General features: G+C 51.9%; 18 protein-coding genes. 12 read left to right on the top strand and 6 right to left on the bottom strand.

Annotated elements, in window-relative coordinates:
- The 7 genes from ACLTD4_RS28860 to ACLTD4_RS28830 form a co-directional block, all read left to right on the top strand.
- Positions 1–338: aminotransferase class I/II-fold pyridoxal phosphate-dependent enzyme (locus ACLTD4_RS28860; protein ID WP_412331765.1), on the top strand; the 338-nt coding region annotated here is incomplete at its 5' end.
- Positions 339–389: 51 nt separating this feature from the next.
- A complete protein-coding gene (ytvI, locus tag ACLTD4_RS28855) occupies positions 390–1,523 on the top strand; it encodes a sporulation integral membrane protein YtvI (protein ID WP_172683659.1) in 1,134 nt (377 codons plus the stop codon).
- 30 nt (positions 1,524–1,553) lie between these two features.
- Positions 1,554–2,507: a glycoside hydrolase family 25 protein gene (locus ACLTD4_RS28850; RefSeq protein ID WP_055658687.1), complete on the top strand. Its 954-nt coding sequence runs from the start codon at positions 1,554–1,556 to the stop codon at positions 2,505–2,507.
- A gap of 37 nt (positions 2,508–2,544) precedes the next feature.
- Positions 2,545–3,918: an MATE family efflux transporter gene (locus ACLTD4_RS28845; protein ID WP_055658689.1), complete on the top strand. Its 1,374-nt coding sequence runs from the start codon at positions 2,545–2,547 to the stop codon at positions 3,916–3,918.
- A 75-nt stretch (positions 3,919–3,993) separates the two neighbouring features.
- Positions 3,994–4,818 (top strand): hypothetical protein, encoded by an 825-nt coding sequence (locus tag ACLTD4_RS28840; protein WP_207660925.1) that lies wholly within the window; start codon positions 3,994–3,996, stop codon positions 4,816–4,818.
- A gap of 182 nt (positions 4,819–5,000) precedes the next feature.
- A complete protein-coding gene (locus tag ACLTD4_RS28835; protein WP_117623597.1) occupies positions 5,001–5,417 on the top strand; it encodes a DUF134 domain-containing protein in 417 nt (138 codons plus the stop codon).
- The gene (locus tag ACLTD4_RS28830; RefSeq protein ID WP_117623598.1) at positions 5,395–5,781 is read left to right on the top strand and encodes a NifB/NifX family molybdenum-iron cluster-binding protein; all 387 of its coding nucleotides are present in this window, start codon (positions 5,395–5,397) and stop codon (positions 5,779–5,781) included. Before ACLTD4_RS28835 ends, ACLTD4_RS28830 begins: the two co-directional genes overlap by 23 nt.
- Before the next feature lie 12 nt (positions 5,782–5,793).
- On the opposite strand, the gene ACLTD4_RS28825 is transcribed toward ACLTD4_RS28830, so the two are convergent.
- On the bottom strand, positions 5,794–7,665 hold the full coding sequence (locus ACLTD4_RS28825) for a sensor histidine kinase (RefSeq protein WP_117623599.1): 1,872 nt from the start codon (positions 7,663–7,665) through the stop codon (positions 5,794–5,796).
- Positions 7,662–9,212, bottom strand: coding sequence for a response regulator (locus ACLTD4_RS28820; RefSeq protein ID WP_117623600.1), 1,551 nt, complete (start codon positions 9,210–9,212; stop codon positions 7,662–7,664). The genes ACLTD4_RS28825 and ACLTD4_RS28820 overlap by 4 nt, the downstream gene beginning before the upstream one ends.
- A 183-nt stretch (positions 9,213–9,395) precedes the next feature.
- On the opposite strand from ACLTD4_RS28820, the gene ACLTD4_RS28815 reads away from it, so the two are divergent.
- Positions 9,396–10,403, top strand: a complete 1,008-nt coding sequence (locus ACLTD4_RS28815) for a substrate-binding domain-containing protein (RefSeq protein WP_243008405.1) — start codon at positions 9,396–9,398, stop codon at positions 10,401–10,403.
- 118 nt (positions 10,404–10,521) lie between these two features.
- The gene (locus ACLTD4_RS28810; RefSeq protein WP_002603170.1) at positions 10,522–10,758 is read left to right on the top strand and encodes an HPr family phosphocarrier protein; all 237 of its coding nucleotides are present in this window, start codon (positions 10,522–10,524) and stop codon (positions 10,756–10,758) included.
- A 127-nt stretch (positions 10,759–10,885) separates the two neighbouring features.
- On the opposite strand, the gene ACLTD4_RS28805 is transcribed toward ACLTD4_RS28810, so the two are convergent.
- The 4 genes from ACLTD4_RS28805 to ACLTD4_RS28790 are packed head-to-tail and all read right to left on the bottom strand — an operon-like array spanning position 10,886 to position 13,298.
- A complete protein-coding gene (locus ACLTD4_RS28805) occupies positions 10,886–11,671 on the bottom strand; it encodes an ABC transporter permease (RefSeq protein WP_055658702.1) in 786 nt (261 codons plus the stop codon).
- Between the two features lie 19 nt (positions 11,672–11,690).
- Positions 11,691–11,855 (bottom strand): hypothetical protein, encoded by a 165-nt coding sequence (locus ACLTD4_RS28800; RefSeq protein ID WP_412331764.1) that lies wholly within the window; start codon positions 11,853–11,855, stop codon positions 11,691–11,693.
- Between the two features lie 23 nt (positions 11,856–11,878).
- Positions 11,879–12,487, bottom strand: a complete 609-nt coding sequence (locus ACLTD4_RS28795) for an ABC transporter permease (protein WP_412331763.1) — start codon at positions 12,485–12,487, stop codon at positions 11,879–11,881.
- 10 nt (positions 12,488–12,497) lie between these two features.
- Positions 12,498–13,298: an ATP-binding cassette domain-containing protein gene (locus ACLTD4_RS28790; protein ID WP_117623602.1), complete on the bottom strand. Its 801-nt coding sequence runs from the start codon at positions 13,296–13,298 to the stop codon at positions 12,498–12,500.
- A 399-nt stretch (positions 13,299–13,697) separates the two neighbouring features.
- Here ACLTD4_RS28790 and ACLTD4_RS28785 point away from each other — a divergent pair, with 399 nt between their 5' ends.
- From ACLTD4_RS28785 to ACLTD4_RS28775, 3 genes are all read left to right on the top strand, one after another.
- Positions 13,698–14,063, top strand: coding sequence for an ArsR/SmtB family transcription factor (locus ACLTD4_RS28785; protein ID WP_025531196.1), 366 nt, complete (start codon positions 13,698–13,700; stop codon positions 14,061–14,063).
- Positions 14,064–14,090: 27 nt separating this feature from the next.
- Positions 14,091–14,315: a cation transporter gene (locus tag ACLTD4_RS28780; RefSeq protein ID WP_002603175.1), complete on the top strand. Its 225-nt coding sequence runs from the start codon at positions 14,091–14,093 to the stop codon at positions 14,313–14,315.
- A 16-nt stretch (positions 14,316–14,331) separates the two neighbouring features.
- Positions 14,332–15,138, top strand: an 807-nt coding sequence (locus ACLTD4_RS28775) for an HAD-IC family P-type ATPase (RefSeq protein ID WP_412331762.1), incomplete at its 3' end; no start/stop codon positions are given.

Genomic DNA, 15,138 nt, shown 5'->3' with positions numbered 1-15,138 from the left:
ACTCCTATACCATGAATATGCCGTCCCAGATTCTGGGGGCGAAGGCCGTGGAGGACCGGGCGTATTTCCAGGATACGGTGGAGAAGATTATCCGTACGAGAGAACAGGCGAAGCTAAGGCTTCACGAGCTTGGCTTTACCTTCCCTGAATCCATGGCGAACTTTATCTTTGCTTCCCATGAGACCGCCAGGGCGAAGGACATCTATGAGGCACTCCGGCAGAACAGCATCTTTGTGCGGTACTTTAATCAGCCGCGGATTGACAACTATCTGCGCATTACCATCGGAACCGATGAGGAGATGGATGCCCTGTACCGCTTTTTGAAAGAATATCTTTAGATTTTCTTCATTTGTAATGGTTCCGGCCGGGGAGTATAATGAGGACAGGTGATGATTATGAATAATTGGAAGAAGTACTGCAGGTTAATTCTCAATATTGTCATACCCCTGCTTGTTATCTGGCTGGTCTGTTTTATAGGACCGCGTTTTTTAAAGTTTTTTCTGCCGTTTGTCATCGGCTGGATTATTGCGATGATAGCCAATCCGCTGGTGAAGTTTCTGGAAAAACGGGTGAAGATCGTGAGAAAGCACAGCTCCATGCTGATTGTGGTGGCGGTTCTGGCGCTTATTATCACGCTTCTTTACTTTGTAATTACGAAGCTGGTATCGGAAGCAGTCGGTTTCGTAGGCGACATCCCGAAGTATTATGAATCGGCTTCCGTGGAAGTCCAGAAGATGTTGATTCAAGTGGAACGGCTCCTGCAGTTCCTGCCCCAGAGCGTTTCAGACTCCGTAAACCAGTTCTTCGGACATATCGGGGAGTATTTGAATCTGGCAGTGCAGAAGATTGCAAGCCCTACCGTGACTGTTGCCGGCAACGTGGTTAAGAGTATTCCCGCGGCACTGGTATATACGATTGTCACGATCTTTTCGTCCTACTTATTTATCGTGGACCGCGATAAGATACTGGAATTCTTTAAGAAATACATGCCGGAAGGCGGATCGAAGTATTATAAGTATTTGAAAAAAGATATAAAGCATCTGGTGGGAGGCTATTTTCTCGCACAGTTCAAGATCATGTTTGTGATCGCAGTGGTGCTTGCTGTCGGCCTTCTGGTCCTGAGAGTCGATTACGCTCTTCTGATCGCCGTTATTGTGGCCTTTCTGGACTTCCTTCCGGTGCTGGGAACCGGGACGATCCTGATTCCCTGGGCAGTGATCAGGCTCTTTTCAGGAGATACTGCCTTTGCAGTGGGGATGTTTGCGCTCTATGTGCTCACACAGGTACTGAGGCGTGTTATAGAACCGAAGATCGTGGGCGATACCATGGGGCTGGATCCTCTTGCAACGCTGTTGTTTCTGTATCTGGGCTTTAAGATCAGCGGAGTCGCAGGTATGATCCTGGCGGTGCCCATCGGCATGCTGTTTCTGAATCTGTATGAGTTCGGGGCCTTTGATTCCCTGATCTACAGTGTGAAGACGCTGCTTCACGATATTAATGTGTTCCGCAGGGAATCGGACTGACGGAAAGCGAGTAACGAATTGGAGGAAGGAATGAGTAAAATCAGGAACGAGAAAAAAGGAATCCGTCTGGCGGCGGGACTGATGGCCGTCATGATGATGGCTGCTGTGCCGTTTACGGCGGCAGCAGCAGAGCCGTGGGATAAGGAAAACGGTCAGTATGTGGACGCGTCGGGGGCGCCCATAGCGGGAGCGCTGGAGAAAGGCATTACCGTGACGAAGTATCAGAACCGGGCGAATGCGGACAAGGGAGGCATCGACTGGGCAAAGGTCGCGGCTGACGGCGTGAATTTCGCCATGATCAGAATCGGATACTACAAGGACATGGATCCCTACTATTCCATGAACATGCAGGGCGCGTCGGAAAACGGGATTAAGACCGGTGTATTTTTCTACACACAGGCACTCGACACCCAGAGCGCCATAGACGAGGCGAATTACGTGCTAAAGATGGTGCGGGACTATCCGGTGTCGTATCCGATCGCGTACGATGTGGAATCGCAGCACCTTCTGGACAACGGTTTGACGAAGCAGCAGATTACCGACAATATTAACGCATTCTGCAAAGTAATATCCGACGCGGGATACCGGCCAGTCGTCTATGCGAACAACGAGTGGCTGACCAATCACATGGATATCAGCCAGATTCCGTACGATATCTGGTATGCGAGGTACGGAACCATCAACAACTGCCAGAACAGAACCATATGGCAGTGCACGGATAAGGGAAGGGTAGATGGAATCACCGGTGACGTGACCATCGAATTCTCTTTTGTGGATTACGGAACACTGATTCCGGCGGAAGGCTGGAAGCATGTGGACGGAAACTGGTATTATACGAAGAATTACGTGAAACAGACCGGCTGGGTCTCAGTAGACGGTAAGTGGTACTACTTAGATTCCAATGGCGCCATGATTCACGACACGACTATGACCATCGACGGGGCATCTTATACCTTTGGCCCTGACGGAGCGATGGCAGAATAAGCGAAAGAAAATTGGGATACAGGATGGATAACAGAAGGTGAAGGCAGAGAATAATTTAGATTCAGATGATATGAGAGGACTGGTATGGAGGCTTGCGTTTCCCTCCATGCTGGCCCAGTTTGTGAGTGTGTTTTACAGTATTGTGGATAGAATGTATATCGGTAATATCGCCGGAACAGGCGAAATCGCATTGGCAGGAGTAGGAATCTGCGGCCCGATTGTGACCCTTATTTCTTCTGTTGCTTTTTTAGTGGGTGTCGGCGGCTCCCCCCTCATGAGTATACGGCTGGGGGAGAAGAATGAGCGGGCGGCCAGACAGATTCTGGCAAACTGTTTTCTGCTTCTGACCGTGCTGTCGGCGGCGATTACAGTGATCGCCCTGCTGATGAAGAACCATCTGCTCATGTGGTTCGGAGCCAGCGAGGCCACGTTCCCTTATGCAAACGCATACATAACGATTTATCTGCTGGGGACGGTATTTGCGCTCCTGGCGACGGGGATGAACCAGTTTATCATCTGCCAGGGCTACGCCAAGGTGGGCATGAAGTCGGTCTTAATCGGCGCGGTGTGCAATATTATACTGGACCCCGTGTTTATCTTTGTGTTTCACATGGGAGTGCGCGGCGCGGCCGTGGCTACGGTGCTGTCTCAGATGGCATCCTGCGCCTACGTGCTTAAGTTTCTTTTCAGCGAGCGGGCGCCGGTGCGGATCACCTTCGGGGAATACGACTGGCAGATCATGAAGAGAGTCCTTTTAATCGGCTTAAGTCCGTTTCTGATCATCGCGTTTGACAATATTCTGATCATCGCATTGAATACTGTGATTCAGAAGTACGGCGGAGCGGAGCAGGGAGATATGCTGCTGACCTGTATGACGATCGTTCAGAGCTTCATGCTGATGGTTACCATGCCGCTTGGCGGGATTACCAGCGGGACCCAGACGATCCTGGGCTATAATTACGGCGCGAGAAGGCCGGAACGAATCAAGAAAGCGGAGGTTCATATCGCGGTGCTGGGGCTTGTGTTTACCACGGTCATGTTCCTGATCGCCCACACCATTCCCCAGTTTTTCGTCCGGATTTTCACACAGAATGAGACGTATGTGGAATTGACTGTCTGGGCCATTAAAATCTACACGTTAGGCATAATTCCTCTGGCTGCGCAATATACTGTAGTGGACGGGTTTACCGGTATGGGGATCGCACGGGTGGCGATTACACTGTCCATGTTCCGGAAGATAATCTTCCTCGGCGGCGCGTTTCTGATTCCTGCAACCATGGGAATCAAGTACATATTTTACACGGAACCTATTTCCGATTTTGTCAGCGCAGCCGTATCGGTGACTATCTATTTCCTGGTCATCGACAAGATCATCAACCGGAGACCGGTATTTAGAAAGCAGAAAGCCTAGTACTGCATTGCGTTACTCAGAAATTTATGCAGCGCTGTACCAGGAGCACGTCCGGACAGGAGGAACAAAGCAGTGATGCGAAAATGGATTGCCGCAGCCGCTGTGCTTTTGTTTGGCACATTGGGTACGGGACAGGCCTGGGCAGGGACATGGCAGTATCAGGCCGCAGAACAGCCGGGCCCCGGTACGAAGGAGAGCGGCTGGCAGTACCAGGAGGATGACGGAACATTTGCCCCGGAAGGCTGGATTACGGATCAGGGCAGATGGTATTACATAGGAGCCGATGGATTTATGAAAACCGGCTGGATAGAGCTTCAGGGGATCTGGTATTATCTGGAGGATTCCGGAGCGATGGTCTGTGGGACAACCCGTGTGATCGACGGGACGGAGTATACCTTTGACGATAACGGCGCCATGGTGGAAGGACCCGGCGTCACACCGGCGGCGGGGAGCTGGAACGGAATGACGTTTACCAGTCCCCGGCTGGGCTATCAGGTGACGGTTCCGGAAGGCTTCGTGCCGCTGGAATCGTATATGGATTTATACGTGGATGATACCATGACCCTGGATCTGTCGGTGGCGGCGCCGGATATGACGGTGTCCATGGTGGTGGTGACGTATGACCAGATGGACGAGGAGTTTAAGGGAATGGATGCCGGACAGCTGGCCGCGGTGATGGGGCAGGGACTCGGCGGATACGACGAGTACATGCAGATCGGAGCGGTGGAGATGGTCACCCTTGGCGGCCGGGAATACGCGAAGCTGCCGGTAATCTATACGGGACTTCTCAACCAGGATCTGTATTTCCGGTGGTCGGGAGAGTCCATTATGATGATCGAGATCGTCTACGATCCATACCGGAAAGATATGGCGGACGGAATTATCGGATCGATCCGATGAGACTGGGGCAAGGATCTGCGTCGGCAGTGAGACAAACGGGCGGAGGCAGCACGGATTTCAGGTGCGGCCTCCGCCCGTTTTGGGTATATGTGAAAGAAAAATAATTATAATTGACATATGTCAAAAATTGCCTTATAATAAATGACATATGTCAATAACATCTGCACAAGGGAGGAAACGATATGGCACGGCCCGTTAAGGCGAGACGGATATGCGGAATACCGGGAAGAATGCGGTTTGGACCGCTGGAAGCAGGGACAGGCCCGGAGACGGACCAGATGATTTCCCTGACGCTGGAAGAGTATGAGACGATCCGTCTCATCGACTATCTGGGCTGTACTCAGGAGGAATGCGCAGATCAGATGGGTGTGGCCAGGACGACGGTTCAGGCCGTATACCAGTCCGCGAGGATGAAGATAGCGGCCATGCTGGTGGAGGGAAGCGCTCTTTCCATCTGCGGAGGGAACTATGAGGTATGCCCCAGGGCGGGCGGCTGCTGTAAAAAGGACTGCAGAAAGCGTCTCTGCCCCGGACGCAGGTGTGACGGACAAGAATATCATAATGGAGGATGGAATCATGAAAATTGCGGTAACGTATGAGAACGGCGGTGTGTTTCAGCATTTTGGACACAGCGAACAGTTTAAGATTTATCAGGTAGAAGAAGGAACTGTTGTATCTTCAGAGGTCGTGGGAACCGATGGAAACGGCCACGGTGCGCTGGCTGGATTCTTAAAAGGAATGGGAGTGGAGACTCTGATCTGCGGAGGTATCGGCGGAGGAGCGAGAAATGCGCTGAGCGAGGCCGGAATCCAACTGTATCCGGGCGTGAGCGGAGATGCGGACCAGGCTGTGGAGGCGCTCTTAAAGGGAACGCTCTCCTACAATCCTGATACCATGTGCAGCCACCACCATGAAGGCGAAGACCATGACTGCAGTCATGGCGGCGGAAGCTGTCATCACTAAGGTTCTGTTGGTTTAAACAGGGCTGTCTTCCCGGCGTTTCGCGGGAATCTTTATGGTCACCTCCGTTCCCGTTCCGGGAGAACTCTGGAAGGTAAGGCCGTAGGAATCTCCATAGAGACGCTTCAGACGGAGGTTGGTGTTATAGACACCGATGTGTACAGAATCGGAGGTTCCATTTGCCATGGAATCTCCTTTTCCTTCTGCCAGAATGGATTCCAGCTTTTCGGGAGGAATCCCGATGCCGTCGTCGGAGATGAGGAAGACAATGTCCCCGCCCTGCCGCCAGCCCGTCAGAAGGATGTTGCCGCTTTTTTCTTCCTTGTCCATGATTCCGTGGAGCCATGCATTTTCCACAATGGGCTGGAAGGTCAGCTTTGGAATAGTATATTCGGACAGTTCATCCGGCACGTCCACGACGAAGCTGACGCAGTCATCGTAACGCATGTTCTGGAGCTCCACGTATAGCTCGGTGTGTTCTAACTCTTCCTCGATGGTGTTCATAAGCCCCCGCTTGCTGAGCGTCAGCTTATAGAAACGGGAGAGCGTCTGGACCGCCTTCGTAACGTCTTCTTTTCGTCCGGTTCTGGACAGCCAGTTAATCATATCCAGTGTATTATAGAGAAAATGCGGATTAATCTGCGCCTGTAAGGCCCGGAATTCCGCCAGCCTTAAGTCTTCGGAGGCCTTCTCCTGGCTGTTCATCAGATCGTTGATCTCTTCCGTCATATAGTTGTACGTGTCGGTGAGGACGCCGATCTCGTCACAGCCGGTCTCCTCGGCCTCCATTGGCCTGGGGCGGCCTGTACGGACGGATTCCATCTGATAGGCCACCGCAATGATACGGTCCGCAATGGAGACGGAAAGCTTCAGGGCGATGAAGAGGGCGGCGGCGGTGAAGAGGAGGTAGGCCATAATCAGCTGAACCATCAGCTTCCTCCCCGCGTCGGTGATGTGGCTGGAGGGCAGCAGGGAGACCATGTACCAGTCCGTGTTTCTGATCGGGAAGTAGGCCGTATATGCGTCGCCATCCGGATACGCCACCAGGGAAAATGTCTTTTCCGGGCCGATCTTGGAAAAGAATTCGTCCGCGGGAATGTAGTAGATCCCCGCAAGGGCCATGTCGGAGGCGGATACCATCACGTCACGGCTGTTGATGATGTAGGCTGCCTCCCCCTTGACCGAGGCGTTGTTCATCAGCGCGGAATCGAAGGGCTCACCGTTAAAATACACTGCCAGATAGGCGGAGGCCTGCACAAGCTCCTGATCGGAACCGACAGGCGGCAGATAGGTGATCTTGGAAATATAGGCCAGGCGGCCGAATTCCCCCGCTTCGGACGGACTTAAGTAGAGCTCCGGGCAGAGCAGCTCCCTATCATGCATGGTGCTGAAGATTCCGTACCAGTAGCTGCTGCTGACAGAGGAGACCGGAGCAAACAGCCGGTTTTCCTCGGTATTGTATTTCATCAGATCAGGGTAAACGGAATCATCGTAGTAGATGCGGATTCCCGTGATCATGGTGTTGTCGGTCAGGCTGTCCGTCAAATGAAACAGGCTGTCTATCCGGTTCTGCTCCGGCTCAAACGCCGCTGCATCGCTCTCTGAGAGATAGAAGAGGCGGTGGATAGAGGAAGACTCCTTGAGTGCGTCGGATACGTAGGTCACGTGTGATACCAGATTCTCGATCGAGGCCGCCGTCTGTGCAGATAAGGCCTGCTCCGAGCGGATGGAGTCGTCCATGACGATGCCGTAAAGCTTTACGAAAATAAAGCCTGATAAGACCGCTGTGGGCAGCAGAATTAAAAGAGCGTGGGAGATAACAAGCTTATTCTTTAATTTCAGGTCATACGTATAGTGACGCATCATTCGTTTGAAGAAGTTTCTCATGAAAGTATTTTCTCCCTGTATTCAGAAGGGGACAGGCCCACCAGCTTCCGAAAGGTCTTGCTGTAATAGTTGCCGTCGCTGTAGCCTACCTTGGAGGAAATATCGGCGATCTTATAACGGGGATCGCCCAAAAACTGCTTGGACTTCTTGATCCGGTAATTGGTCAGATACTGGTTCAGTGTCTGACCCGTCTCATTTTTAAACAGCGTGCAGATATAGCTGGAAGACCGGTTCACGTATTCGCTGACATCCAGCACGGAGAGCGAGGAGATCGCATAGTTCTGGTGAAGGTATTCCTTGACCTGAAAGACCAGGGGATTCTCCCCCGTGTCCCGGCTTAAATGGTCAAAATACTGTTCTATTTTCTCGACCAGAAGGCTGTGCAGCTCGGAAAATGTGCGGCAGCGGAGTACGCTGTCCCAGATGGACTGAGGATTTACTCCCTCGCTGCTCCACAGGGAAACGTAGTTCATAATGCCGTTTTCGTCCAGCTTGACAAGGTATTTGTAATAGATATCCTTCACCTGGCTGGGCAGTAGCGGCTGGCCGTTCAAGATGGAGTCATGGAGCTGTCTCACGAGCTCCAGCGCCTTCTCCTTCTGTTTTTCCGAGAGGGCCAGGCCAAAGTCCATCAGTACATCGGCGGGCGGGCAGAGGGCGGCCGGTTTATCGTAATCGGTCAAAATGGAATTGAACTCGTGAAAAAAGCTGTTTTCCAGGAGATGCTTCGCCTTCTCATAAGAGAGATGGACGGAGGCGGCGCCCGTGACGATGGGGCCTACCGCGAGGAAAAAGCAGCAGTATTTGTCGAAGCTCTCCTGTAAGAACAGGGCGCATCGTTTAACGGCCTCTTTATCCGGCTTTTTCTCAGAATATATATGTACGATCACATAGCGGTCGGAGCGGAAGGCATAGACCTGCTTTAATCCCAGCTCCTTTAACAGAATCAGGAAATTCTCCCGCGCCTCATCCATCGGGATCTCTGGAAGCTCGGAGAGCGGCGTCATGCTGTCCACGATGATTGTGAAAAACGAGGTGGCGGGACCGATGGTAAGCTCCAACTGGCCGCTCAGCTCCAGCGCCGCCGCTTCGCAGCCCGGAAGCGACAGAAGGTGGGCCAGATGGCCTTTCTGCTCCTTTTCCTGTATCATGACGGCGCTCCGCGTGTGGCTGCGCACCTGGCAGTTTAACAGGGCCTCGGCCAGGGCGTCGTCGAGCTCGGAGAGGCTCAGTGGTTTCTCTACGTAACGGACAGCCTTCAGTTTGATGGCTGCCTTTAAATACTCTTTATCAGAATAGGCGCTCATGAAAATAATAGCGGTGTCAGGATTCTTTTCCAGTATGGCTTCTGCCATCTCAACACCTGTCATCCGGGGCATCCTAACATCGGTTAAGACAATGTCCGGCTGTTCGGAGACCGCAGTCTCCAGGCCGTGTACCCCGTCGTCGGCGAGAAGTATGGAGTCAAAAGGCAGAGAAAGCCTGGCGATGCTGTCACGGATTCCTTCGCGGGTCAGTTTTTCGTCGTCTACAATCAGCAGTTTCATCGTATCTTTCTCCTTCCAAAAATGCGGGAACGCCGGAACGTTCCCGGTTTCATGTTTTGTAAACATGGTATATAAATATTGTAACAGGAAATAGGAAATATGCAACGAAAATAGACAAATTACCCCATGGGTAGTATACTGGAATATATTGGAAACGAAAGAGGAGACAGCGGAGGGAAGACGGTGAAACGGTTCTGGCTGATAATAGGACTTCTGACCCTTTTAAGCCTTGCGGCGTGCAGTGCTGCGGGGATGGTGGCGGAGAATCCGGAATATGCAGTAATCATGAAATCGAAAGATAACCAGTATAATGAAGAAGTGGCGGAATCGTTCCGCCAGGTGACAGAGGAAGCGGGATATCGCTGCGAGGTGCTGTATCCGGAATCGGCGAGGGCCCAGGAACAGGTGATTCTTGTGCGCCGTATGATGCGGGAGAGGGTGAAAGCCATCGCCATCGCGGTCAGTGACGAACATGCGCTCGCTCCCGTATTAAAGGAGGCGATGGCAAAAGGAATCGTGGTCACTACTTTAGATTCTGACACGGAAAAGGACAGCCGCAGCATTTATGTGAGCCCGGCCGATCCGAAGGAGACAGGCGCCAGTCTGGTGCACGCGGTCAGGGACTGTATGGCTGGGGAGGGCCAGTGGGCAATCCTTTCGGCCCAGGCCCGTTCCGCCAATCAGAGCCAGTGGATTCGTGCCATGATGGAAGAACTGGAACAGCCGGAGTATCAGAATATGCGTCTCGTGGATATTGTATATGGGGAGGATGATTATAAGGCATCCGAAGCCAGGACGAGAGAGCTGATTGAGAAGTACCCGGCTCTTAAGGTGATCTGTGCGCCCACCACGGTAGGGATTAAGGCCGCTGCGGATGTCGTAAAAGAGCAGGGACTTGAGGGACAGATCAGGGTGACAGGTCTTGGGATTCCACCCATGTCTGAGGAAGACGCTGTTTCTGATGACGCCTGTGTGTGCCCGGAGTTAAATCTCTGGAATCCGGCTGCTTTAGGAAAGCTGTCTGCCCAGGTGTCCATGGCACTGGTTAATCAGGAGCTTACAGTGAGAGAAGGAGCGGTATTCAAAACGGAAGACGGCAGGGAGTATCCGATTCACGAGGGCGCCGGCGGCGGTCTGGAGGTGACGGCGGGCGATCCCACATCACCGGATGAGGGCGGCAGCGGCCTGTGAAACGCGGATAAATGGCAAAAACGAAATATTTTCCAGTATTTAGAAAAATATTACCGTAGAAATGTCGATTCCTGTCGTGTTATGATATAAACTGTCAGAAAACAAAGGGGTGATAAAAATGAAGCATATTTTCGTAACGTTTGACCAGGCAGAACAGATCTTTTCATTTGTAAAAATTATGAGCAAATGTGATTTTGATGCGGACGTAAAACTGGGAAGCCGTATAGTAGATGCGAAGTCGATTGTTGGAGTGCTGTCCCTTGCTAAATCGAGAACAGTAGAAGTTATCTTCCATACAGATAACTGTGATAATATAATTGATCAGATAGCAGCTATCGTTCCTATCGCTGCGTGAAGAAAAAGCAAAATCAGGCCGAATAAGCCATAGAGTTTCGACTGCCAAAAGGCAGAGAAAGTAAAAGGTAGAACCGTTTACTTTCTCTGCCTTTTTTTGTGTAACAGGCTGCTTCAGAGGGGCTTTCTCATGAGCCCGTGGACTGGTAATGGGACAATCCGAAACGCCACAGGCAGGCCGCCGGAATTAAGAAGAGGCAGGCGGGCAGCGGAAGAAGGGCGTACCAGTCCCTGGCCGTTTTGCCGGTCAGATAGAGGAAGGGATAGTACTGGAACAGGGAAAACGGCACCAGGAAGGTGCAGATCGTGAGCACCGTCTTTCCGTAAATGGCGACCGGATATTTACCGTACTCCCGCGCGCCGTCCGTGAACACGTTCATGAACTCCAGCCCCTCCAGGGTGAAGAAACAGATGGAGGCGAAGATGATATAGACAGCGGCAAACACGAGGGTCCCGCCTCCGATCATGAGAACCAGCGTGAGCACCCGCATCGGTGTCCATAGAATGCTGCTTTTCGCCACTCCGTAAGCCAGCATGACGACAGCCTGGAGAAGCCGTCCGATCCTTGTAAGCTCGATCTTGCTGCACAGTACCAGGAAGACACAGCTGCCCGGCCGCAGCAGGATCCGGTCGAATTCACCGTTTCCAATCATCAGGTTGAAGGTATCGAAGCTGCGGAAAAATGTCTCCGCCAGTGTGTACGCCATCAGCGTGATGGAAAAACACAAGAGAACCTCCGGATAGTTGAAGCCGGAAACCTCATGAAAACGCGTCATCATGAAGTAGACGCCCAGAAATACGTTAAAAGAGACGAGAAACTGTCCCAGCATGGTGAAAAAGAACGAAGCCTTGTGCTGCATCATGCTTTTCAACTGCATTTCAAAAAAACGAAAATAAAGCCGTACTGCTTTCATAAAAGATTCCTCCTTTTTCTCAACCGCCCTGTATGACAACGTGTTTCAATGCACGGCGTTCCATGGTCCGGCCGGCGGCCAGCATCACAAGCAGCCAGAAGACCTGCAGCGAAAGGCTTAAGTACATCTCACGGCCGCTCAAATCACCGCCGAAGATGCGGAACGGCACATTCTGTGGAGGCAAAGGCGGCGGGCTGACGACAGCTCCTATATTTCCCGGCAAAAAGGGCAGGGATGACAGCGCCGCTGAAAAAATCGAAGAGCGACGAGACGATCAGCCGGATTCCCTGAGAGAAATGGTATAAAAACAGACATATAGACCACCATGTTAAGCGCAGTGACGATGAACAGCGCCAGAACCATGGAAAGTACGGTAAAAAACCAGGTTCCCGTGTGGGAGGGCAGTGTGAGGCCGTAGGGCTTCGGAAGGAGAAGGGCTGTGATGAGAATCGGCATACAGCGCAGCACCGCCTTTGACAGACGGACGGCCAGACTCCGGACATACCACATATTATAGAGGCGCACGGGACGGCAGAGCTCGTAGGCTACATTGCCCGTGGTGATGGAATCAAACAGCTCCATCTCCCAGAACCAGGCCATGTAGAGGGCCAGAAACGCCTGCTGAAGCCAGACGTAGGTCGACAGCGCCTGAAAGGTCATGGGAAATGACGTAGGATTCGCCTGGTAGAAGGCCCGGAACAGTAAAATCTCCATGGCGCCCCAGACAAACTGGGTGACTATGCCTGACACTGCGGCAGTCCGGTACTGCAGCCCGTGCAGGAAGCGAATCCGGAAAAATGAGAGGTATTTTTTCATAAGCCGCCTCCTAAATCCGATAATCGCGGTACAGATCCGCGACCATCTCATCCAAAGTTTCCCCTTCTTCCCGGCAGTGATTTTTCAGTGACTCGAAGGTGCCGTCTAAAAGCAGACGGCCTCTTCCGATCAGCATGACCCGGTCTGCCATGGCTTCTATGTCCTGCATGTCATGGGTGGTCAGGAGGACCGTGGTGCCGTGAATTCTGTTCTGTCTGCGGATAAAGTCACGGACCGCCAGCTTGGAGACGGCATCCAGGCCGATGGTCGGTTCATCCAGAAATAAGATTTTCGGCCGGTGCAGCAGGGAGGCGGCGATTTCGCAGCGCATCCGCTGGCCGAGGGACAGCTGTCTGGCAGGCGTCCGCATGATTTTACTCAAGGACAGTAAATCTACAAGCTCGTCGAGTGCATCTTCGTAATGTGTCTGGGGAATTTCATAGATGTCGCGGAGAAGTTCGAAGGAATCGATGACGGGCACGTCCCACCAGAGCTGTGAGCGCTGGCCGAATACGACGCCGATCTCTTTTACGTGTTCCCTCCGTTCCTTCCAGGGTATCCGGCCGTCAATGAGGCAGGTTCCGCTGTCGGGAGTCAGAATTCCGCTTAAGATTTTGATGGTGGAGCTTTTTCCTGCGCCGTTGGGGCCTATGTAGCCGACCATCTCACCGTCTCCGATGGTGAAGGTGATGTCGTTCAGCGCATGGACATAGTCCACTTCTCTGTGAAAAAGCGCCCTGACCGCTTCAGAAAAGCCGGCGCTCCTTCTTGCGACTTTAAAAGTCTTGTTCACATGTTCCACTTGAATCATAATGGTTCCTCCTGGTAGTAATATTATGGAACGTGGACTTTCTGACAGAGGACAGCCGGTTGCAGAACTGTCGTAACAGTGAGTGCGTTCTAATATCTTGCCAAGCGGTGGAATGCCTCAAAAACCGCATTCCTCTCCGGGAAATGACTGTGCAGCAGGAAATGACACCTGCTTCCCGGGGACTCTACCGTGGTATCAATATTCTCTTTTCCCGATTCCCGGAATGGGACGAAGGCGGGAGAAAGGAACTTCATTTTAGCACCGGAGGCGGCAAAAGTCAACGGAAAAAGGGTATTGACTTATTCATAAAATGTGATAATATAAACATATGAACAGTTATTCATATGATGGAATAAAATAAGAACAAGAAGGAGGTAAATCATGGAGGATGGAAACAGAATGGATCTGCAGGACAGCGAGGCACCTCACTGTGATTTTATATCGGTCCACGAGGACATTGTAAACCGTGTCATGCAGGTGATGCCGGCTGACCAGCAGCTTCTGGATCTGGCCGAATTCTTCCGGGTATTCGGAGATTCCACCAGAATCAGGATCCTGTATGTACTCAGCCAGTCCGAGATGTGCGTTTGTGATATCGCAGGCCTTTTAAAGATGGGGCAGTCAGCGATATCCCATCAGCTGCGCGTCCTAAAGCAGATGCGTCTGGTAAAGTTCAGGCGGGACGGAAAAACCGTATTTTATTCCCTTGCAGACGGCCATATCGAGACGATTCTGGCCCAGGGCATGGAACATATCTGCGAATAAGAGAAAAGAAAAAGGAGAGAGTAAGGTATGAGAAAGATTATTAAATTAGAAGGTTTATGCTGTGCAAACTGTGCTTCAAAGATCGAGACTGAGGTTTCGAAGCTGGCAGGCGTGAAGTCTGCGGCACTCAGCTTTATGACGCAGAGACTGACCATGGAGGTCGAGGACGACCGTGCAGACGCGATTGTGGAAGAAAGCAGAAAAATTGCATATAAGATAGAACCGGAAGCAGAATTCAAGGTACTCCGGTAAACGTTAAGGAGCAGTGATGACGAAAAAACAGAAAACGATGGTAGTAAGGCTGGCGGTCAGCGCGGTATTTCTGATCGCGGGAGCCCTGATGGAAGGGAAGACGGCTTATGCCTGGATTCCATTTGTGATTTCCTATCTGTCGGCCGGATATGACATTCCGCTCAAGGCGGTGCGCAACATTTCCCATGGCCAGGTATTTGATGAGAATTTCCTGATGACAGTGGCAACCTTCGGAGCGATCGGATGCGGAGCCCTGGAAGAAGCGGTTGCGGTCATGCTGTTTTATCAGGTAGGAGAGTTATTCAGCGATTATGCTGTCAACAAGTCGAGAAAGTCCATCACCGAGCTGATGGATATCAACCCGGAGTATGCCAACCTGGTCCGGGATGGAAAAGAAGAGAAGGTCGATCCGTATGAAGTCGAAATCGGAGATACGATCGTCGTTAAGCCAGGGGAAAAGGTGCCGCTCGACGGCGTGATTATAAAAGGAAGCTCCAGCCTCGATACGAAGGCGCTGACCGGAGAGTCCATGCCGGTGGAGGTAAAGGATCATGATCCGATCATCAGCGGCTCCATCAATCTAAACGGAGTTCTGGAGGTTCGGGTGACGAAGCTGTTCGACGACTCCACCGTGGCAAAGATCCTGGAACTGGTGGAAAATGCCAGCTCCAGAAAGGCAAAGGCCGAGAACTTCATCACGAAATTTGCCAGAGTGTATACCCCTGTGGTCGTCTGTCTGGCGCTGGTTCTGGCTATTATTCCGCCACTGCTCACAGCCGGAAACTGGGGAATCTGGATTTACCGCGCGTGCAGTTTCCTGGTA

It is taken from the genome of Hungatella sp., assembly GCF_046966825.1.
This window is presented reverse-complemented; position numbering and strand designations above follow the sequence as displayed.

Excerpts from the sequence above, each read along its gene's own strand:
- ACLTD4_RS28810 (WP_002603170.1), top strand. The coding sequence starts at position 10,522 with ATGAAGCATATTTTCGTAACGTTTGACCAGGCAGAACAGATCTTTTCA.
- ACLTD4_RS28850 (WP_055658687.1), top strand. The coding sequence starts at position 1,554 with ATGAGTAAAATCAGGAACGAGAAAAAAGGAATCCGTCTGGCGGCGGGA.
- ytvI (WP_172683659.1), top strand. The coding sequence starts at position 390 with ATGATTATGAATAATTGGAAGAAGTACTGCAGGTTAATTCTCAATATT.
- ACLTD4_RS28835 (WP_117623597.1), top strand. The coding sequence starts at position 5,001 with ATGGCACGGCCCGTTAAGGCGAGACGGATATGCGGAATACCGGGAAGA.
- ACLTD4_RS28795 (WP_412331763.1), bottom strand. The coding sequence starts at position 12,487 with ATGAAAAAATACCTCTCATTTTTCCGGATTCGCTTCCTGCACGGGCTG.
- ACLTD4_RS28825 (WP_117623599.1), bottom strand. The coding sequence starts at position 7,665 with ATGAGAAACTTCTTCAAACGAATGATGCGTCACTATACGTATGACCTG.
- ACLTD4_RS28830 (WP_117623598.1), top strand. The coding sequence starts at position 5,395 with ATGAAAATTGCGGTAACGTATGAGAACGGCGGTGTGTTTCAGCATTTT.
- ACLTD4_RS28840 (WP_207660925.1), top strand. The coding sequence starts at position 3,994 with ATGCGAAAATGGATTGCCGCAGCCGCTGTGCTTTTGTTTGGCACATTG.
- ACLTD4_RS28820 (WP_117623600.1), bottom strand. The coding sequence starts at position 9,212 with ATGAAACTGCTGATTGTAGACGACGAAAAACTGACCCGCGAAGGAATC.
- ACLTD4_RS28805 (WP_055658702.1), bottom strand. The coding sequence starts at position 11,671 with ATGAAAGCAGTACGGCTTTATTTTCGTTTTTTTGAAATGCAGTTGAAA.
- ACLTD4_RS28790 (WP_117623602.1), bottom strand. The coding sequence starts at position 13,298 with ATGATTCAAGTGGAACATGTGAACAAGACTTTTAAAGTCGCAAGAAGG.
- ACLTD4_RS28780 (WP_002603175.1), top strand. The coding sequence starts at position 14,091 with ATGAGAAAGATTATTAAATTAGAAGGTTTATGCTGTGCAAACTGTGCT.
- ACLTD4_RS28785 (WP_025531196.1), top strand. The coding sequence starts at position 13,698 with ATGGATCTGCAGGACAGCGAGGCACCTCACTGTGATTTTATATCGGTC.